This is a genomic window from [Flexibacter] sp. ATCC 35208 (genome assembly GCF_001975825.1).
GTDB lineage: Bacteria > Bacteroidota > Bacteroidia > Chitinophagales > Chitinophagaceae > Chitinophaga.
The window spans coordinates 89,810-106,552 of sequence record NZ_MTKN01000015.1 but is presented as its reverse complement, the minus strand read 5'-3'; the positions used below and the strand labels follow the sequence as shown (position 1 = coordinate 106,552).

12 protein-coding genes are annotated in these 16,743 nt (G+C 46.7%); 2 read left to right on the top strand and 10 right to left on the bottom strand.

Going from position 1 to position 16,743, the window contains the following annotated elements; translation table 11 throughout:
* Positions 1 to 164: 164 nt before the first annotated feature.
* The 6 genes from BW716_RS11820 to nirB form a co-directional block, all read right to left on the bottom strand.
* On the bottom strand, positions 165 to 1,535 hold the full coding sequence (locus BW716_RS11820; protein WP_083722759.1) for a rubredoxin domain-containing protein: 1,371 nt from the start codon (positions 1,533 to 1,535) through the stop codon (positions 165 to 167).
* Entirely contained in the window at positions 1,529 to 5,017 is a 3,489-nt protein-coding gene (locus tag BW716_RS11815) for a nitrate reductase (RefSeq protein ID WP_083722758.1), read from the bottom strand. The genes BW716_RS11820 and BW716_RS11815 overlap by 7 nt, the downstream gene beginning before the upstream one ends.
* Positions 4,978 to 6,276 carry an MFS transporter gene (locus BW716_RS11810; protein ID WP_083722757.1) on the bottom strand — a complete coding sequence of 433 codons (1,299 nt, stop codon included), beginning with the start codon at positions 6,274 to 6,276 and terminating at the stop codon, positions 4,978 to 4,980. The genes BW716_RS11815 and BW716_RS11810 overlap by 40 nt, the downstream gene beginning before the upstream one ends.
* A gap of 97 nt (positions 6,277 to 6,373) precedes the next feature.
* Positions 6,374 to 7,729 carry an alginate export family protein gene (locus BW716_RS11805; protein WP_083722756.1) on the bottom strand — a complete coding sequence of 452 codons (1,356 nt, stop codon included), beginning with the start codon at positions 7,727 to 7,729 and terminating at the stop codon, positions 6,374 to 6,376.
* Between the two features lie 74 nt (positions 7,730 to 7,803).
* Positions 7,804 to 8,175, bottom strand: a complete 372-nt coding sequence (gene nirD, locus BW716_RS11800) for a nitrite reductase small subunit NirD (RefSeq protein ID WP_083722755.1) — start codon at positions 8,173 to 8,175, stop codon at positions 7,804 to 7,806.
* Positions 8,166 to 10,652 (bottom strand): nitrite reductase large subunit NirB, encoded by a 2,487-nt coding sequence (nirB, locus tag BW716_RS11795; protein ID WP_083722754.1) that lies wholly within the window; start codon positions 10,650 to 10,652, stop codon positions 8,166 to 8,168. The genes nirD and nirB overlap by 10 nt, the downstream gene beginning before the upstream one ends.
* 183 nt (positions 10,653 to 10,835) lie before the next feature.
* Here nirB and cobA point away from each other — a divergent pair, with 183 nt between their 5' ends.
* Together cobA and BW716_RS11785 are read left to right on the top strand one after the other, a co-directional pair.
* Positions 10,836 to 11,600, top strand: a complete 765-nt coding sequence (gene cobA / locus BW716_RS11790; RefSeq protein WP_083722753.1) for a uroporphyrinogen-III C-methyltransferase — start codon at positions 10,836 to 10,838, stop codon at positions 11,598 to 11,600.
* Positions 11,587 to 12,276: a Crp/Fnr family transcriptional regulator gene (locus BW716_RS11785; protein ID WP_083722752.1), complete on the top strand. Its 690-nt coding sequence runs from the start codon at positions 11,587 to 11,589 to the stop codon at positions 12,274 to 12,276. The genes cobA and BW716_RS11785 overlap by 14 nt, the downstream gene beginning before the upstream one ends.
* Here BW716_RS11785 and BW716_RS11780 read toward each other — a convergent pair.
* The 4 genes from BW716_RS11780 to BW716_RS11765 all read right to left on the bottom strand — a co-directional run bounded on the left by BW716_RS11780 (position 12,268) and on the right by BW716_RS11765 (position 16,630).
* Entirely contained in the window at positions 12,268 to 12,894 is a 627-nt protein-coding gene (locus BW716_RS11780) for a response regulator transcription factor (protein ID WP_083722751.1), read from the bottom strand. The two genes, BW716_RS11785 and BW716_RS11780, sit on opposite strands and share 9 nt — an antisense overlap.
* Positions 12,891 to 14,888, bottom strand: a complete 1,998-nt coding sequence (locus BW716_RS11775) for an ATP-binding protein (RefSeq protein ID WP_179091095.1) — start codon at positions 14,886 to 14,888, stop codon at positions 12,891 to 12,893. Before BW716_RS11775 ends, BW716_RS11780 begins: the two co-directional genes overlap by 4 nt.
* Before the next feature lie 430 nt (positions 14,889 to 15,318).
* Positions 15,319 to 15,744 (bottom strand): DUF983 domain-containing protein, encoded by a 426-nt coding sequence (locus tag BW716_RS11770; protein ID WP_083722749.1) that lies wholly within the window; start codon positions 15,742 to 15,744, stop codon positions 15,319 to 15,321.
* Position 15,745: 1 nt separating this feature from the next.
* Positions 15,746 to 16,630 (bottom strand): helix-turn-helix transcriptional regulator, encoded by an 885-nt coding sequence (locus BW716_RS11765; protein WP_083722748.1) that lies wholly within the window; start codon positions 16,628 to 16,630, stop codon positions 15,746 to 15,748.
* Positions 16,631 to 16,743: the final 113 nt, after the last annotated feature.

Sequence of the window (16,743 nt, the reverse complement as noted above, 5' to 3'; positions counted from 1 at the left end):
GGATTTTGTAGTGAAATCAGGGTTTTTTGACTCTTTTTATAGCACTAAAAGGATGAGAATGGTGTGGAAGGTACTGGGAGTGGTGGTATTAGAAAGATGCAAATGTATTGTTAAAGCGCCGATTTCGCCAGCGGCAGCAAGGGAATAACTCCCGGGGAATTCCGTTATGCCGTAAGTGTAGCATAAGAAACCTGTTTAAAATCCGCTTTGGGTCCTTCGCACAGTGCACACTGATACTGATCCGGCAATTGCTCAAATGGGGTATTGGGCACTATTGACTGATCAGGATCCCCCATCTGCTCATCATAGATACTCAGGCATGCAGGACACTGGTGCACATATTTCTCCACAGGTGGTATAGCTACTGTATGCGCTGCAACATAGCCCGGCAGCGGATCATTGGTGTTGTGTCTTTCGTAGAAGTACTTGCAGAGTGCAGTGATGTAAGGACCCAGATGTTCTTTGGCTACACCAGACCGGTAATTGATCAGGATGCCTGAATTGGGATTGAAGTCCGGCGTATAGCTGATATCGTAACGCAGCTGTCCTTTGAGCACTGTCTTGTATTTAGCCTCCTGCTGTGTGATGACGATGCTCCCAAAGCAATGATGACCTACGCTGAAACAAAGCCCGTAGGTACGTACATCCGCACTATCAAAATGTCGGATGATGTGGCGTTTGAGCACCAATGCATCTTCATTATTATCTGGTATCTGCCAGTTCAGTTCATTGGCCGCATGTCGTACATTGATGCCATACTTCCCTAATAAATAATCCCACAGCGGGCGGTGCTCCTGCTCAATATTTCTGATGATCAATGATTTCCAGGGTGTAGCATAGAGCTGGCCTGTCTTTGTTTCCAGACAGATATGACAGAGCCCTTTCAAAAATGAAACAGGGAAGTATTCATTCCTGCGGTAAATACCCAGCCAGTAATACTGATCGTACTTATTGAAACCCTCATAGTAAGGCAGGTGAAAGTCTGGTAATTGCAGGTCTTTCTCTACAGGCACTCCCTGAATCGGTTCATGGTTAAGCAGCTGTGTTTCCAGCTGTCTGCTCAATTCACCGATGTGATTTGTGTACAACTGTTCCGGCCATGCAAAGAGCTGGTTACTCTTCGGATAGCGAAATACTAAATGCCAGTAATTGGGTTGCGTACCTGCTATCCAGTTCAGGTGCCCTGTAAAGAAAGGAGTAAAGGTATTGCGGCTATCACAGACATTGATCTTGAGTTTCGATTCCCAGTTCAGCATTTCAAAGACATCTTTATAGATACCTTCAGAGAGCCAGGTATTGGAAATGAAGATACCAGTGGCTGGATAAGCGCTGATGATATTAGGTGTTGTGCTGACATGATCCGCGAATAATGAGGCCGTTTGAGCAGATACTTCTATGATCAATTGCTGTCGCTGTCCAAAACGAACCTCCGATATTTTTGCTGTTTCCGCAATTTCTAAGATAGACAGCAGGTAGCCGGGAGAAATAATCCCCCCCGTAAAATTGATCTGTATAGTCTGTGTTTTCTTTAGCATGGTTGTAGTACCTTTTCAAGGATCGCCTTTACCTCCGGCTTGCAGCTACCACAGCCAGATCCTGCTCCTGTAGCCTGACAGATGCCTTCCAGCGTGTGCATTCCTTCTTTGATCTTCTCTTTGATGTTCCCTTCTCCCACACTGCCACAACTGCAAATGAGCTTTCCGATTACAGGAGTCGCCTTTTTATTGGACCGCAACAGGGCTAATCGTTTCTCTGATAATTCGATCTTATTGGCAATCAGGTCCCTGAACTCCAGGAACTCTGACTTATCACCTATTAATATAGCGCCAATGAGCCGGTCATTGTGAATGACACACTTTTTATAATAGCGCTTGGACTTATCGATGAATACAACTTCTTCATAAGCAGGGTCGTTTGGTGTCTCTACAGTGCCCATGGAACAAAGGTCTGTGCCATGCATCTTCAGGATGTTCATGAAGAGTGAGCCCTGATAATAAGTGCTGATATCTCCACTCAGGAACTTCGCTACCACGGCCGCCTGTTGCTCTGCAGCAGCTGTAATACCATAGAGCGTGCCTTTGAACTCTGCGATTTCACCGATAGCAAATATTGCAGGATCACTGGTTTGCATGTAATCATTTACAATCACTCCTCTATTGCAGGTGAGCTGTGAAGCCTGCGCCAGCTCTATATTTGGGGTGGTACCTATAGAGAGTACGACTGCCTGACAAGGTACATGGCTCCCACTTTTCAACCGGATACCATCTAATGCCTGTATGCCTGTAAAGCGCTCTATTTCATCATTGTACAATATTTCAATGCCTCTGTCAGTCAGTTCTTCATATAATAACTGACTACCCAGCTTGTCCAGTTGTGCGGACATGAGGCGGGAAGTACGTTGTAGTACACCTACTTCTATACCAATCTCTCTGAGCGAAGCAGCGAGTTCGATGCCTAAGAGCCCCCCACCTGCTATCATTACCTTTCCTTTGGCCGGGTCGATATGTTTGATAAATGCATCGGCATCCAATCTGTTGCGCATAGTGAATACCCCTTTTAATGGTGGTACACCCTTGAGCATGGCTGCCCTTGAACCCATCGCGAGAATAAGGATATCATACTGGTGTTCATTGCCCAGGCTATCTGTGACTGTTTGGTGCCTGCGATCTATATCTACGATGCTGATGCCTCTGAGCAGATTCACTTTTAGCGAAGCTTCTTCTTCATCTGTCATCTTTACCAGTTGTTGCCACTGTTGGGTACCGCTGATATAATCAGGGAGCATGACCCTGTTATAGAAAGGGAAGTTCTCTTTGCTGAATACGGTGATTTCATCTGTCGTATTCATCGTCCGGTACGACTTTACAAAACCACAGGCACCTGCACCCGCACCGATAATAATGATACGTTGTGTGGGCTTTTGAAAGCGCTGTACCTGTACTGCGGTATATTTTAAGTCAGGTTGTTTGGAAATAGGATCTACCAGCGTATGGGTCAGATTGTTTGCCCTGTTCAGATCACTGTTGAGTGTCTTGCCCCAGTGCATAGGCAGGAAGACCACCCCTTTCTTGATATTGGTACTGAGCTGTGCTTTCACACGGACGTTGCCGTTAGCATTGTAAATCTCAACGATATCATCCGCTTTGATGTCTCTTTCTGCTGCATCGTCAGGATGGATCTCCAATAGTGGTGCTGGAATGTGTTGTTTTAGTTTGCTCACTTTCCCTGTCTTACTCATGGTATGCCACTGGTCGCGGATACGGCCTGTGGTAAGAATGAGCGGTAGCTCAGGATCAGGAGGGGTAGAATTATTCCCGTCCGGAAAGGAGTGAATCGCTGCTTTGCCGGTTTTGGTATAAAAAGTATGATCTGTGAAAAGACGGGGTGTACCAAAGCCTTTTGCTCCCTGTGGATAAGGCCATTGCACAGTGCGTTTTTCCTGTAAGGTGGTATAACTTAAGCCGCTTACATCGATGTTGGTACCCGCTGTAAGGCGGCAATGCTCATCATAGATAGCGGCAGTATTTTCATAGTCAAAACCATGGAAGCCCATCTTGATTGCAAAGCGACAGATGATCTCTGAATCAGGCAGCGCTTCGCCGGGAGGCGTTGTGAGTTTTTGGAGATAACTGATGCGGCGTTCTGCATTCGTCATAGTGCCTTCCTTTTCCGTCCAGGCAGCGGCGGGAAGGATCACATCAGCATATTGCAGGGTTTCAGGACGATTGGATATTTCCTGTACCACTACAAACTTTGCTTTCTTTAAGGCTGCTTCTGCTAATCGTGCATCAGGTAAGCTTACCAACGGATTTGTACACATAATCCAGATGGCTTTTAGTGTACCATCGTTGAGCGCTGTGAACATCTCGGTGGCGGTAAGACCGGGTTTTTCTGAGAGCGGCACGCCACCCCAGAACGCTTGTACTTCTTTGCGATGCGCAGGATTATCCAATACACGATGTGCTGGCAGCAGGTTGGATAAGCCACCTACCTCACGGCCTCCCATAGCATTGGGTTGACCTGTGAGAGAGAAAGGTCCTGCACCGGGTTTGCCTATCTGTCCTGTAATCAAATGAAGATTGATCAGGCTGAGATTTTTGCGCACACCAACTACGCTTTGATTAAGGCCCATGGTCCAGAGGGTCATGAATCCGGTCGCATTCCCAATCAGGGACGCTGCTTCGTAGATAGCACTTTCAGGTATATCACAAATTTCGGCGGCACTGGCTATGCTGCGTTCCATTACGATATCCCGGTATTGTTGAAAACCATCTGTGTGATCGCGAATGAATAGAGGATCAATATGCCCCTGTTCTATTAATACACGACCAATGGCATGATGTAATACAATATCGGTACCGGGATGGATCTGCAAATGCAGATCTGCCGTAGCACAACTCTGTGTAACACGGGGATCGCTGACGATAATTTTCAAATCAGGATTAGCAGCTTTTGCAGCTTCTACACGTCGCCATAAAATAGGATGACACCATGCAGGGTTCGCACCAGCTACGAAGATGCAGTCAGCGAGTTCAAGGTCATCGTAAGCACCGGGTACACTGTCTTCGCCCAACGCCAGTTTGTAAGCAGCAACGGCACTGCTCATACAAAGGCGTGAGTTGGTATCTATGTTATTACTCCCAATGAATCCTTTGATGAGTTTATTGACAACATAATATTCTTCTGTAAGGCATTGCCCGGATGCGTAGAAGGCTACTGCATCCGGGCCATATTGTTGAATGATTTTTGTAAACACGGCAGCAGTGCGATTCAGCGCCTGATCCCACGATACGCGTTGCCTGGGTAAGTGGCGGTTGTAGCGCATCTCAGGGTAGAGCAACCGGTCGCTGGTATCCATCACAGTATAGTGAAGGTTCATCCCTTTGGAGCAAAGCATGCCCCTGTTTACAGGATGATCTTTATCTCCCTCTACCTGGATCTTTCCCTGCCTGTCCTGGTGCACGATGATCCCACATCCTACTCCGCAATAGCAACAGGTTGTTTTGTATGAAGCCATGATTTCGCTGGTTTACTGATAAATCTTGTGAGCATCACGATGAGCGATACACCAATTACGATGTAGCCAATGTAAGTGAATGCCTGTATATAGGAGATCGATTCAGACTTAAACAGGAAGCCGAAGAGCATACCACCCAGGTTACCCCCTGCACCTACGATACCACTGACCAGTCCAATGTTTTTCTCATTGATAAAAGGTACAATGCCGTAAGTAGCACCATTGGCCATCTTGAGGAAGAGCGCAAAGGTGAGCATAGAGATGATCGCTAATGTGAGATTACCAGCCTGTGCAAAGAGCAACAGGCCAATGCCTTCGAGTAATAATACGATGGCGAGCAGACGGCCTTTGCCTTTGAGACCAAAGCGGGCACCTACTTTGTCAGATACGATCCCCCCCATGGCACGGGCAAATAGGTTCATGAATCCAAACACGCCTGCCCAGAAACCTGCACTGCTCTGTGATAAATGAAACGTGTCAACAAAGTGTAATGAAGCCACATTGTCAAAAGTGATCTCCATACCAAAGCACATCGCATATGCCAATGTCAATGCCCAAATGCGCCAGTCAGCAAGGATGGAATAATCAGTTTTTGTTTTATTCGCATGATGGTCTATCTCATCGAAATTACCATCAGGTGTATCTTTTGTATAGCGTGAATAGAGGAAGGCTACGATCAGCATCATGATGCCGGGAAGGATCATTGCATACCGCCAAGCTTCAGATTTTGTGAACCCCAGGCCCACAATGGTTGCGAAGATAACCGGCATCACCATGTTCGTCACTCCACCACCCAGATTGCCCCAGCCACCGGTTACTGCATTGGCAGTGCCTTTGATATTCGCAGCAAACATCATGGAAGTATGATACTGTGTGACTACGAAGGATGCGCCTATCACACTGATGGCTAAGCGGAAAAGTAAGAAAGTAGTATAGTCTCTGGCCAGTCCTACCAAAAATACCGGTAATGAACCAGCGATCAGCAGCCGGATAGCCGTCTTACGAGGCCCCCAGGTATCACAGAGTTTACCGATGATAAGGCGGGCCAGTATAGTACCCGATACGGATGCGATGATAATATTGCCTACCTGTGCTTTAGAGAGACCCAGGTCTTCACGGATGGTGGGCATGAGCGGTGCAAGACCGAACCAGCCGAAGAAGCAAACAAAAAACATGAGCCACGTAATGTGAAAGGTGCGCATGTTAATGCTATTCAGTGAGAACAGCGGGAGGGTTTTGAGCTGGTTGTTTTGCGACATAGTGCAATGAGTTTTTTATTTGAGTGATGGCATGGCGGTGCCCTTTAGCTGAAAGCGTACTTTCAGCTATGGCTGGCGAACGATGTATCCTAATCCTTTACTTGAAAATAAAATCCGGTTTGATGATGATCATTAAGTAAGCCCAGTTACTATTGCTCTTAGCGTTTGCAACATTTTTAACGCCTGCGGATGTTAATGCATTGGTGCTCCAGAAGTGGCTATAACCACCTTCGAAGCTGACTACCTTCGTCAGGGCAAGGTTGGCTACGATGTCCAGCTCTTCCCCAAAACGGCGGGTGTCATACCCCGGGATCTCACTGCTGGCAAGAAATTCATGAATATCGCCGGTGAGTGTCCATTTGGTATTTGGTTTGAACTTCGTTTTGATATAGTAGTTCTGTAAGCCCCTGTTGCCAAACGGACTGCCTACATAAAAGTAGTCCATATAGCCCCAGTATTTATGCGGGGTACCATACAGGAAGTCAAAGGCATTGCTGGTCTTGCCGTCCGACGACGTGCCACCTGTGGCAAAGTCTACACCAGCACCTGCGCTGAATGGTTTGGATACCTGGTACATGAAGTTACCATTCAGGGTAGCTGCACGCAGGTTCAGGCCAGTGGCACCTTTACCAAACTGGTAATAACCCGAAGCTGTCACCGTCCACCTGTTGAACGTGTTGGTGTAAAACAGTCCGGTGGTCATGCGGGTGTAGGTCGCCTGTTCGTATGTTTTAGTCGCTACCCCAGCCACTGTATCGATGTGATACTTAGAGAACTGGTCGGCAAAGAAGAGGAACGATACATTGCCCTTCTTAAATTTCTTACCGGCATAGAGGAATTCCATGGCTTTATACATGGTACCTGCGTTGGTGGTAGCTGTGTAGTTGCCAGGAGGCGTTTCGTTGTAGATGGTTCCTGTGCTGTTTTCCTTGTTTTGATTAAAGCCGCCACCCAGGTGTAACTGGAAAGGGCCTGTTTCATACTTCAGGATAGCTGCATCGTGGCGACGACCTTGTTGCAGCCAGTCCAGGTTCCCCAGTAACCGCATATCGTCGTAGGCAATTTCCTGTCTGCCGACCTTTAGGTTCAGGGCTTTGTTTTTGTAAACGGTGTCGAGCAACATTACTTCTGCCCAGGCTTCGTGTACCATCAGGCCATTGAGGTCCTGGGTAGTAGTGCGGTTGATCAGTGATACATCCTGTCCCCATACTCTTACATCTTGGATAGTAGCACCCAGTTTGAAACGGTAACCGGAAAAACCTGCCATGAGACGGGTACGCTGAGATGTAAAGACGGCGGGGTTTGATCCCTGTGGTAGTGGGGCCCCTTGTCCATCACGATATTCCGTGCGTGTTCTTAATTGAGCCCCTATAGAAAACTGCGCATCTGCATGGAGGTAGGAGATAGCGCTTAGTACGATGGAGAATGCCCCGGCGCGGAACAGTAGCTTCATAAATTTTGGTTGAGTGGTGTGAATTACGATTGTTACACTGTTATTATTCAGTACACGACTGGTTCTATCGTAATTTACATAACCATCGCCGGATTATAAACTCCTATAAATACTTTATTTTCTACCACTTTCACGGGGTAAGTTGTGATGTTACACTCATGTTCATCAGTGAGGCAACGGCCGTCTTTCAGCGAGAATGTTTTTTTATGAAAGGGGCAGGCTACTTTGGGTTCTCCTTCCTGCGTGCCGGTCATACCCCGGCTCAGGGCCATCTGCTGGCGATGTGGGCACAGGTTCTGGGTAGCATACCATTCGTTTCGGCGGGCAAAGTGGAACAGGGCAATCTGTTCATCGCCCAGTTTTACACATACGCCACCGTTAGCAGGCACGTCGGTGGTGTGACAGGCGAGTACCCAATCTTTCTGAGTGTTGGTTGTTACTTCCATTCGGCAGCTTTTTTTTGTTCTCTGAGATGATCAAATTTTACGGTAGGATCTTTTTCGCCGGGGGCGTTTACGAAGTGATTAAATCGCTTGCGGAGTTCTGGATTGTCAACCACTTCTTTCCATTCGCACTTGTACCTGTCTACGAGGGATTGCATTTCTGCTTCCAGTTGGCCTGCGATACCCAGACTATCATTCACGACTACATTGCGGAGGTAGGTGATGCCACCATCCAGTTTGTTGAGCCATGTAGCTGTACGGGTAAGTGGATCGGCAGTTTTGATATAGAACATGAGAAAGCGGTCGATGTAGCGGATGCAGGTGTCGCTATCCAGGTCCGAAGCCAGCAGGATGGCGTGTTGTGGCTTGGAACCGCCGTTGCCACCTACATACAGGTTCCAGCCTTTTTCGGTAGCGATAATGCCGAAGTCTTTGCTCTGGGCTTCAGCACATTCACGGATACAACCCGATACAGCTGATTTAATTTTATGTGGCGCACGCAACCCACGATAGCGTTCTTCTATCTGAATAGCAAAGCTTACACTGTCGTGCAGACCAAAACGGCACCAGGTAGAACCTACACAACTTTTTACTGTACGCAGTGCTTTGCCATATGCATGGCCGCTTTCGAAGCCCGCAGCGATCAACTCTTCCCAGATGGAAGGCAGATCGCTGAGGTGAGCTCCGAACAGGTCTATACGTTGACCACCTGTAATTTTGGTGTAGAGATTGTATTTAAGGGCCACTTGTGCGATGACCAGTAATTTAGCAGGTGTGATTTCGCCACCGGGAATACGGGGTACCACTGAATACGTGCCACCTTTCTGGATATTGGCGAGGAAACGGTCGTTGGAATCCTGAACGGTGTCATTGCCTTTGTCGAGAATGAGTTCGTTCCAGAGGCTGGCCAGGATGGAGGCAACTACGGGTTTGCAGGTTTCGCAGCCATCGCCATGACCGTAAGTGTCCAGTACTTCATCGAAAGTATAAAGGTGTTTTACTTTGATCAGGTCGTACAGTTCCTGGCGGGAATAGTGGAAGTGTTCGCAGAGCACATTACGGATATATTTGCCCTGTGCCTTCATGGTAGAGGTGATGAGGTCTTTGACCATAGGCACACAACCTCCACAGCAGGTACCAGCTTTGGTACATTTCTTTACATCATTCAGTGTTTCATTACCTGCTTCTACTGCCTGGCAGATGGTGGCTTTGGTCACACTTTCACAGCTACAGATGATGGCTTCGTCAGGCAGACCCAATACCCCGGCACCTGCTTCAGTATTGCCTCCGCGGGCGCCGAGCAGTACATCTTCAGGATTAGGGGGCAGAACCACTTTGTTCTTAGCGGTTTGCAGGAGCATGTTGTAAGCTTCCGCTTCGCCAACGAGAATACCGCCTATCAGTGTTTTACCATCGTCAGAGACATTGATACGTTTATAGATGCCTTTCATGGTGTCTTCATATACAATCGGACGGCCGGTAAAAGGATCGCCGAAGCTGGCAACATCTACGCCAATGAGCTTGAGTTTGGTGCTCATATCGTAACCAGTAAAGGTCTTGTTGCTGTCGGTGAGGTTAGAAGCTACTACTTCCGCCATTTCATAGCCGGGGGCAACGAGGCCATAGACCATACCATTATGTAAGGCGCATTCACCAATGGCAAAGATGGCAGGATCGGTGGTTTGCAACTGGTCGTTGACTACAATGCCGCCTCTGTGGCCGGTATCCAGACCGCACAGTTTTGCCAGTTCATCTCTGGGCTTGATACCTGCAGAGATTACAAGCATGTCTGCCTCAAGGATGGAGTCGTCGGCAAATTGTAAACCCGTGATGGTATCATCACCTAATATAATAGAGGTATTCTTGTTGGTATGAATTTCCAGACCCAGCTGGCTGAGTTTGGATTGGAGAATGCGGGAGCCGGCATCATCAATCTGGCGGGGCATGAGTCTTGGCGAAAATTCTATGACATGGGTGTCAGGAATACCTAGGTCCAGCAGGGCTTTGGCAGCTTCCAGACCCAACAGGCCACCGCCTATTACCACGCCACGCTTTGCTTTGGGGGCGTAGTCGCGCATCAGTTCCAGGTCCTCGATGGTACGGTATATAAATACGCCTTTTTTGTCAACACCGGGAATGGGAGGAACAAAAGCAGCTGAACCAGTGGCGAATATGAGAAAATCATAAGATTCGTTGATACCTTTGTAAGAGTGAACGGTCTTATTTTCGCGATCAATATGTTGAACAGGGTCTCCGGTATGCAGCCTGATATTATTATTGCTGTACCAGGAGGCAGGGGCGAGGAGGAGGTCTTCCGCAGTTTTGCCGGCGAAAAATTCGCTTAGATGAACACGGTCGTAAGCTGGACGGGGCTCTTCGCCAAATATCGTGATCTGAGGTGGTGTTGTGTGTGTCTTTGAGATTATTTTCTCACAAAACTTATAGCTCACCATTCCGTTGCCAATGATTACTATTTTCATGGTTGATAAGAAGCAGAAGGTTATTTATTACGAAATAGTTAATATGATAACTTTTTCCTGACTGACTATCTGTTTTATTCCTTTTTATGTGATTTGTATCATGAAATTAAGAATAATGAATGTAATTTTATAGTGAATGGTATGATTTGTATCAAATATAGTTATTTATAATATAAAGGAAGCATGGCAAAATTATCCCTGGTAGGTGCTGGTCCGGGTGATCCGGAACTAATTACGCTGAAGGCCATTAATGTGTTAAAACAGGCAGATGTAATATTATATGATGCGTTGGTGAACGAGGCATTGCTGAGTTATGCCCGGCCGGATGCAGTGCTGCGTTTTGTAGGCAAGCGATATGGATGCCATTCTTTGTCTCAGCAGGAGATCAACCACCTGATTGTAGAGTATGCTAGTAGTCATGGGCATGTAGTAAGACTGAAAGGGGGCGACCCTTTTGTATTTGGCCGTGCAGGTGAAGAAATTGCAGCAGCGAATGCCGCAGGGATACCAGTGGACGTTATTCCCGGTATTTCCAGTGCGCTGGCAGCGGCGGAATCGCAGATGATTCCATTGACCAGCAGGGGGGTGACTGAAAGCTTTTGGGTAACAACCGGCACTACATTGACTGGCGATATTTCAGGAGATATTGAACTGGCCGCCCGATCGACTGCTACTGTGATTATATTAATGGCGATGAGCAGACTGGAAGCCATCATGGAAATCTTTTCCAAACATGGTAAGAAGGATCTGCCGGTTGCCATCATACAGGAAGCCACTACAGGCAGAGATAAAATGGTACTCGGTACAGTAAATGATATCTATTATAAAGCACATCATGAAGGAATGGCAAATCCTGCTGTGATAGTAGTCGGAGAAGTAGTACGTTTGCGTAATATAACTGCCGAAGTGCAGGCGTTGATCAAAAAGAAGAACGATGAAGAAAGATAAATCAGGTTGCGACGTCGCCACCTGTATGTTTTGTAAGCTTTGTGTACCCGAATGGAAACCCGCAATACAGGCACACAAACAAACCTATAATGTCAAAAAAGGAGGAGTATTATTTAAGGAAGGCGAACCGGTACAGGGCATTTACTTTTTGTATAGTGGTTCTGTAAAAGTGCATAAGCACTGGGGAGAGGAGAAGGAATTGATAGTCCGCTTTGCCCGCAAGGGAGACATTGTAGGTCATAGGGGAGTAGGTACAACCCAACTTTACCCAGTATCAGCTACCGCACTGGAAGCTGCGGAAGTTTGTTTTATCCCCATTGATTTTTTCCAGACTACGCTAAAGGTCAACCATGATTTTCTGTATGCTATGATGCTCTTCTATGCCGCAGAACTACAGGAGTCAGAGCAGAAAATGCGGAACCTGGTGAACATGCCGGTGAAGGGAAGAGTAGCCTATGCCCTGTTATTATTATTGGAGAAATTTGGGCAGGATGCCGAGGGGAATATAGACCTGATATTAAGCAGACAGGATCTGGCTTCTTATACAGGTACCACTTATGAAACGGCTTTCAGGGTGATGAGTGAACTGATACAGGAGCAGGCCATCGCAGTATCCGGCAAGAGCATAGCGGTGACAGATACAGCGAAACTGCAGGTGTATTCCCAGTTACAATAGTTTGTATTCAGCAGCGAGTTTTACAACGGAAGTCGTATTGTTCACACCGAATTTTTCCATCAGGTTCTTACGATGGCTTTCTACTGTATGGGTACTGATAAATAATTGTTCTGCTATCTGAATAGTAGTGAGTCCCTTGCCTATGAGCTGAAGGATCTCCTTTTCACGGCGGGTGATACGGGGGATGGCTTTGAGCAGGTCCTGATCCGCACTTTTCAGTGCCTCGCGGGTACTTGTACAAAGGTATTCTTCTCCATCCATCACGGTATTGATGGCTTTGATGATTTCATTACCCAGCGCATTTTTTAACACATATCCACTTGCGCCGTTATGTAGCATACTGTGAATCACAGGTTGCTCATCGTGTACGCTGAGGGCGATGATCTTGATATCCTCGTATTTCTTTTTGATTTCAGTGGTTAGGTTTATGCCACTTACATCCGGAAGGTTTACATCCATGAGAATGACATCCGGGTGTTCCTTTTCTTCCAATGCCTGTAGTACACTTTTTCCATTGCCATAATCCCCGATCACATCAATGGTCAGGTCAGAACGTAGTATGTTCTTCAGTCCTTCCACCATTATGGGGTGGTCTTCAACAACTATAACCTTTATCATGCATCATTTTTTTCGCTTGTTGCACATTCTATTGTGATGGTGGTTCCTGTTCCTATTTCTGATTGAATTTCCATTTTTCCACCGAGGAAGTCTACACGGGCCTGGATATTGGCGAGGCCTGCGCCTTTCAGTTTATTTCCCTGCGTGGTGTCAAAGCCGGCACCATCATCTTCTATTGTGAGGAAGATGGTATCGCCGGTTTGCTGAAGGAGTACGAGGATCTGGGAGGCGTCGGCATGCTTGATAGCATTGTTGACCAGCTCCTGCATAATTCTGTACAGTACTACCTGACGGGTATGTTTCATACTATCTGTATGAAAGTTGTATACCTGGCAGACGATATTATTAACTCCGGTCTTTTTAAGACCACGGCAGTATTCTACGGTTGCTTCACCCAGTCCATATTTAATCAGGATTTCAGGCATCATACTACGGGCTATGCGACGCAATTCGTCCATGGCGCCGTCCAGTCGTTGTAGTGTGTTGTTTACCTTGTCATGCTTGATCTCAACATCATCTATGGTTGGGATGGTAGATAGCTCAAGTTTGATACCAGATAATAACCCACCCAATCCATCGTGCAGATCTCTGGCCAGTCGGGTACGTTCCTGTTCCTGCCCTTCGAGCATGGCGCTCAAAAGGGAAATGTGGTGTTCCTGGCGGATGCGGTCTACTTCGAACTGGTGCAGTTGCTCCTGTTGTGTGAGGAGTTTGCGGCCATTTCGGTAGAACAGATAACTCAAACCTGCAACGACTAATAACGAAATCATAATCACGATCATCAGGGAAATCAACAACCTGTTTTTTTGCAGGGCGAATTCCTGTCTTTCGTTTTCATGTTGCAGTTGCAATATGCGTCGTTCCTTTTCAGAAGTCTGGAACTGGGTTTCCAGTTCATGCAGTTTGGCAGTGACTTCCTGCTCCTGCATACTATCGGAAAGGGTAATATATTGTCTCAGGAAACGATAGCCCTGATCTGAATTACTTTGTTTGTAAGCAATATCGGCCATGAGGTCCAGCGCCGGCATGTGCAGAGGGTAATCCCTGAGGGAAGACGCCAGTGTGGTATACTCATTCATGAATGACATGGCGATATCATACTGGCCCAGGCGGTTATACAATTTGGCCAGGGAATAGAGGTTCTGACAGATCGTAGTATTGTCCTGATAGCGACGGGCGATGGACAATCCGCTGTTGAACATCATAGTAGCATGTACATACATCTGGTGCTTCTGATCCAGTTGCCCCTGGTAGTCAAACCAGGAAGCCCACAGGTTGGAAGAGTCACCGGGCATGGAATCCAGTTTCTTCTTGGCGTCAGCGAGGTGTTGCTGCATCTGTGAAAGGCTATCCAGGTAAAACATACAGCTGGACAGGTTCAGGTGACGGCTGATGATATCTTCCGTGAACGCTGCTGAATCGGCGTAGGTATCCAGGCTCTTATTATAATAAGTAGTGGCGGTTTTGTATTGGGCCTTATTAAAGAAGATATCACCCAGGCTCTGATAGGTGCCACCCAGTATTTTGGGCTCATTAAGCTGTTCAAGTACGGGGATGGCTTTCAGGTATTCTTCTACCTGTAGCTGGGTGTAGCCTTTGTCGCCCATGACCATGGCGAGATTAATCCGTGTCATGGCCATGAGCTTGCGGCTTTCCCTGGCAGTGTCCTTTTTGAGGGCCTCTTTGGCCAGGATCAGGTACTTTTCTGCTTCCTGAGGGTCGTGGTACGTGCGGTACCATTCACCCAGGGCCAGATGAGCACTGGCGATGCCGAGCTTGTTGTCCCGTTTTTCTTCCAGTTTAAGTGCCTGTTGTATGTAAGAGAAGGCTAAAGCGCTGTCGGTGGTTTGCAATTTTTTTGCAAGCCGGAGGAATAATTCCACCCTTGCTGCTTCGTCAGGTACCCGACGAATGGCATTCTGAAGGCTATCCAGGTAGGTCGGTTTGGACCTGGAGCAGCTGGTGATAAATACGCTGTTAGCTATTAACAGCATGATTATGAGTATGCTTAGTACCCGCTTGTAAGTAAATAATGTTCCCATCCGGATGGAAATATATAAAATATTTTATAAATATAGCTAATTGGTTGAGATTATTGGATTTAGATTGTTTTTAATATGATCAGCTAAGAAAACCCCTGTTTTCCGGGATTTTTTTCAGGGAGAACAGGCTGTACTTTTGTGATGTCGAAAGGGAAATGTGAAAGCGAAAATATGCCGAAAGGCTACAACAATGACGATATACTAATCAAAAATATTCACGAGGCCATAGATTTTATTGAACAAACCCCCAGAGATGACAAGGCAGCGGGATTCGTACACCCGCTGCCTGTATTTAATCAAAAACGATCATCTCTTTAAATTATTGTTCCCACAACCATTTTAAATTTCAATATTCTGCGCTGACCTAAGGACCTAAACCACGTTAGTGGTGATAGTGTCCTGTTTTTATTTCAGGATTATACCCGACAAAGAATGCCAGCCAGATGGTTCTGGATATGCGCATGATAGGTGGCTGCAAAAGGATCAGTAACACCGCATTCACACCTATCCACCAGAAAATTCTGTTATCATAGAGAGAAAAACCAAGGAGTACCCACCAGGCTACAAAGGTTGCTACACTGATCGCTACGGTGAGTGCATAACTTACATAACCGGTACCAAAATAGAACCCGATTTCCCTTTGCAGATCTTCTCCACACACCGGACATCTTTCGTTCATTTCTGTAAAGTGCTTCAGATCATATGCATTATCCGTCTTAAAGAGCTTTCCTTTACGGCAGGCTGGGCACCTGTTTTTCCAGATGCTAAGGAATAAATTAGGCCGTTTTTCGATTTTTTCTGCACACATATTATTGAGTAATGTATTTCTTTCTGAATTCTTCGGGAGTGATTCCTTCGTAATTTCTAAAGAAACGGGTGAAGTAAGAGTTGTCTTTAAAGTTGAGATCGTACGCGATTTCCAGTATACTCAAGTCTGCATTGGTTAGCAGGCGTTTAGCTTCCAGGAGGATCCTGTCGCGAATGACATCGCCGGCTGTTTTACCCAACAATTCTCTGCACAATGCATTGAGATGGTTAGGCGTTATGTACAACATAGCGGCATAATCTTTTGGCAGTCTTTTAGTACGGAAGTACTGATTGATCAGCTGTTGGAAGTTGCGGAGCTGTATGGAAGTGTGTACTGTCAGGGCTGTGGTTCCCCCTCTGGTGGTATGTCGCTCTACTGTAATAAAGAGCTCCAACAGCCGCAGGCAGATCATGTCCATATTGAGTTGAGGATGCTGATTCGCTTCCCGCAGCAGTTTTTCGAACAGTTCGGTCACTTCAGGGTGAATGTAACCCGGCAACTGGCAAACGGATTGCTGACTGTTGCCACTGAAAAAGCTGAACTGGTCCAGGTAGTTTGGATTGAGCAGGAAGGAGCGGAAGAAGTCGGCGGCGAAATGTATAATATACCCGTCGGTACGGCTTGTAAAGTCCCAGCTGTGTACCTGTCCTGGAGCCATGAAGTAGATCTGGAAGGGATGAACATCGAATTTGACAAAGTCGATGGTGTGGGATCCGCTACCTTTTGTGAACATCACCAGGTGATAGAAGGCGTGCCTGTGGGGATGATGCCTTGCCTGGTAGTGTTTGTCGAGGTAACCGGCAAAGTCTTCTACCATAAGGTGCAACGGTTGCCCGTTTTTGTCGATGGTACAGACGTCGTAAACCGGTATTGTAGCGCGCGCCATTGTGCTGTTGTTATTAATTGTACAAAATTACCGGATTTTATGAGTATGTGATGGTGAAATAAGGGGGTATTATGGTACTTTTTACCGATTCGGTAATTAATGAGAGAAAACGG